This is a genomic window from Microbacterium sp. Kw_RZR3, from assembly GCF_029222405.1.
Classification (GTDB): Bacteria; Actinomycetota; Actinomycetes; order Actinomycetales; family Microbacteriaceae; genus Microbacterium.
In genome coordinates this window covers 1-3194 of record NZ_JARHXC010000072.1, presented here as the reverse complement: position 1 = coordinate 3194, position 3194 = coordinate 1, and the positions used below count along the sequence as shown (strand labels likewise).

The 3194-nt window shown below is 71.4% G+C and carries 4 protein-coding genes; 1 reads left to right on the top strand and 3 read right to left on the bottom strand.

Annotation, left to right across the window (positions count from 1 at the left end; translation table 11 throughout):
- Positions 1 to 6: 6 nt before the first annotated feature.
- Positions 7 to 303 carry a co-chaperone GroES gene (groES, locus tag P2P98_RS03810; protein ID WP_013583903.1) on the bottom strand — a complete coding sequence of 99 codons (297 nt, stop codon included), beginning with the start codon at positions 301 to 303 and terminating at the stop codon, positions 7 to 9.
- A gap of 132 nt (positions 304 to 435) precedes the next feature.
- Between groES and P2P98_RS03805 the strand changes: the two genes are divergently transcribed.
- Complete coding sequence (locus P2P98_RS03805) at positions 436 to 1623, top strand: class I SAM-dependent methyltransferase (protein ID WP_275797373.1); 1188 nt, start codon at positions 436 to 438, stop codon at positions 1621 to 1623.
- Between the two features lie 5 nt (positions 1624 to 1628).
- Here P2P98_RS03805 and P2P98_RS03800 read toward each other — a convergent pair whose 3' ends face one another.
- Together P2P98_RS03800 and tsaD are read right to left on the bottom strand one after the other, a co-directional pair.
- The gene (locus P2P98_RS03800) at positions 1629 to 2066 is read right to left on the bottom strand and encodes a hypothetical protein (RefSeq protein WP_275797371.1); all 438 of its coding nucleotides are present in this window, start codon (positions 2064 to 2066) and stop codon (positions 1629 to 1631) included.
- Positions 2063 to 3163 carry a tRNA (adenosine(37)-N6)-threonylcarbamoyltransferase complex transferase subunit TsaD gene (tsaD, locus tag P2P98_RS03795; protein WP_275797380.1) on the bottom strand — a complete coding sequence of 367 codons (1101 nt, stop codon included), beginning with the start codon at positions 3161 to 3163 and terminating at the stop codon, positions 2063 to 2065. Before tsaD ends, P2P98_RS03800 begins: the two co-directional genes overlap by 4 nt.
- Positions 3164 to 3194: the final 31 nt, after the last annotated feature.

Sequence of the window (3194 nt, the reverse complement as noted above, 5' to 3'; positions counted from 1 at the left end):
TCGGGATCAGCGGACGACGACCGCCAGCACGTCGCGAGCCGAGAGCACGAGGTACTCCTCAGCGCCGAACTTGACCTCGGTGCCGCCGTACTTGCTGTAGAGCACGCGGTCGCCGACGGCGACGTCGAGGGGGACGCGGTTGCCGTTGTCGTCGATGCGGCCGGGGCCGACGGCGACGACTTCGCCCTCCTGCGGCTTCTCCTTGGCGGTGTCGGGGATGACGAGACCACTCGCGGTGGTCTGCTCAGCCTCGACCTGCTTGATGACGATGCGGTCCTCGAGCGGCTTGATGGAAACCGACACGGTCTACCTCTTCTTTCTCGTTACAGAAGACTTGTCAGCACTCACGCGGGGAGAGTGCTAATCCGAGTGTAGAGAAGCGCTGGCACTCACGCAACGCGAGTGCCAACACAATCGCACACCTAGGCTGAATCGGTGGATACCCGCGAGCTGACCGCCCTCCTCACGCCCGAAGGCCTGCGCCTGCTCGACGAGGTGGGCCGGATCGAGTCCACCGACGACGCGGCGCGGGCGGTGTCGCGACTGCGTGCCGCCGGCCACTCCCCCGACCTCGTGTCGGCGGTCGTCGGTCAGGCGCGGCTGAGGGCGCGCGCGACGACGAAGTTCGGACCCTTCGCCGAGCGGATGCTGTTCACCCGGGCGGGCCTCGAACAGGCCACGCGCCTGTCGATCGCCGCGCGCCACGCCGGTCGGTTCCGTGCCGCGGGGATCACCCGCGTCGCCGATCTGGGATGCGGCATCGGCGGGGACGCTCTCGGGATGGCGGGTCTCGGCATCCGGGTCCGGGCCGTCGACGCCGATGAGGTGACGGCCGCGATCGCCGCGTACAACCTCGCCCCCTTCGACGACGCCGTGACCGTCGCGCACGCGCGCGCCGAGGACGTCGACCTCGAGGGAACGGATGCCGTGTGGCTCGATCCCGCGCGACGGACCGCCGGGCATTCCGAGACGCGACGGGTGTCGTCGGCCGAGTGGTCCCCTTCACTCGATTGGGTTTTCGCGCTGGTGAAGGAACGGTCCGGCGGGGTCAAGCTCGGACCCGGGTTCGACCGGGCGCAGATCCCCGACGACCTCGAGGCACAGTGGATCAGCGCGGACGGCTCGACCATCGAGCTCGTCCTCTGGTCGGGAGCGCTCGCGCGCGAGAACGTGCGCCGCGCGGCGCTGGTCGTGCGCGGAGACGATGCGTGGGAGCTCACGGCTCCGGCCGACTCCCCCGACGTCGAGCCTCGCGAACTGGGAGCCTTCGTCCACGAACCCGACGGAGCGGTCATCCGCGCGCGGCTCATCGGCGAGGTCGCCCGCGCGCTCGAGGCGGGAATGCTCGCTCCCGGCATCGCCTACCTGACCTCGGACGCGCCGCTCACGAGCCCGTTCGTGTCATCGTTCCGCGTGCGCGAGCAGCTCCCGGCGGACCCGAAGAAGCTCGCGCAGGCGCTGCGGACGCGCGGCATCGGGACGCTCGAGATCAAGAAGCGCGGCGTCGACCTTGATCCCGCGGTGCTGCGCAAGAAGCTGTCCCTGCGCGGCGACGAGGCGGCGACGCTCATCCTCACGCGCATCGGCTCGAAGCGGCTGGCCCTCTTGGCCGATCGGGTCTGAGCCCGTCACGCGGCGAGCTGCGAGAAGCCCCAGACAAGCCACCCGGCGCTGAAGACCCCCGACACCAGCGACAGCACCAGCGCCCATGTCGCCGCGCGTCGACCATCGTGGGCGCGACGCAACGACATCGTCGCGACGATCGCGGCCACCGCGCTGAGCGGGAGCAGCCACCCCCAGAAGAACGACGACGCCAACGACGCGATCGCGAGCAGCAGGGCCCACGGGGCGAGCGAGGGCGGCGGCTTCGGTGTCGGGAGAACGTAGGGGATGACGTGGTCGCCGAAGGCCGCCATCTCGAGTTGCGCCGTGGCGAGGCGGCCCTCCTCCGCGCCCGAATCGACGGACTCGGCCTCGGCGGACTCGGTCACGACGGGTTCGGGGAGGACGGGCTGACCCTCGACCGCCTTGCGCGCGCGCCGGGTCGGCGGCGACGCCTCGCTCACGCGGGCGCTCCGGAGCGGGATGCCGAAGGCTCGGCATCCGAATCCTCCGCCACCTGGATCTCGGTGACGGGGAGCGTGGAGTCGGCGCCGAAGGCGAGGGTCGAGGGACGGCGGCCCGAGGCGATGAGCTCGGCGGCGAGGGCGGCGATCATCGCGCCGTTGTCGGTGCACAGCCGAAGGGGAGGGATCCGGACGGCCACGCCCGCGGCGGCGGCCCGTTCGAGGGCGACGTCGCGCAGGCGCTTGTTGGCGATCACACCGCCGCCGAGGAGCAGACGCGGCACGCCGTAGCGCTCGCAGGCGTCGAGGGCCTTGGTGACGAGCACGTCGACCACGGCTTCGCGGAACGAGGCTGCGACATCGGCGACCGGGACGGGCTCGCCCGCCGCCTCGTGCTGCTCGACCCACCGGGCGACGGCGGTCTTGAGGCCCGAGAACGAGAAGTCGTAGCGGTGGGATGCCATGTCGGAGGCGCGCGAGAGCCCGCGCGGGAAGCGGATGGCGGTCGGATCGCCGGAAGCCGCAGCGCGATCGATCTCGGGACCGCCGGGGTAGGGCAGCTTCAGCAGGCGCGCGACCTTGTCGAAAGCCTCGCCCGCGGCGTCGTCCATCGTCTCGCCGAGCAGTTCGACGTCGCTCGTGAGGTCGCGGACGAGGAGCAGCGACGTGTGCCCGCCGCTCACGAGGAGGGCGACCGTGGGGTACTCCAGCTCGCCGGCATCGGCGTCGAGGATGTCGGCGGCGATGTGACCGACGAGATGGTTGACGGCGTAGAGCGGCTTGTCGAGGGCCACCGCGAGACCCTTGGCCGCGCCGACACCGACCATCAGGGCCCCGGCGAGACCGGGGCCGCTCGTGACGGCGACGGCATCGAGGTCGGCGAGCGTCACTCCGGCTTCGGCGAGCGCCGCATCGATCGAGGGCTGCAGCGCCTCGAGGTGAGCGCGCGCCGCGACCTCGGGGACGACGCCGCCGTAGCGCGCGTGCTCGTCCATGCTCGACGCGATCGTGTTGCTCAGGAGCTGTCGACCTCGGACGATCCCGATGCCGGTCTCGTCGCAGCTGGTCTCGATGCCGAGTACGAGGGGGGCGTCCATCAGCACCAGCCCTTTCCGGTCGGAGCGGTGG

Excerpts from the sequence above, each read along its gene's own strand:
- tsaD (WP_275797380.1), bottom strand. The coding sequence starts at position 3,163 with ATGGACGCCCCCCTCGTACTCGGCATCGAGACCAGCTGCGACGAGACC.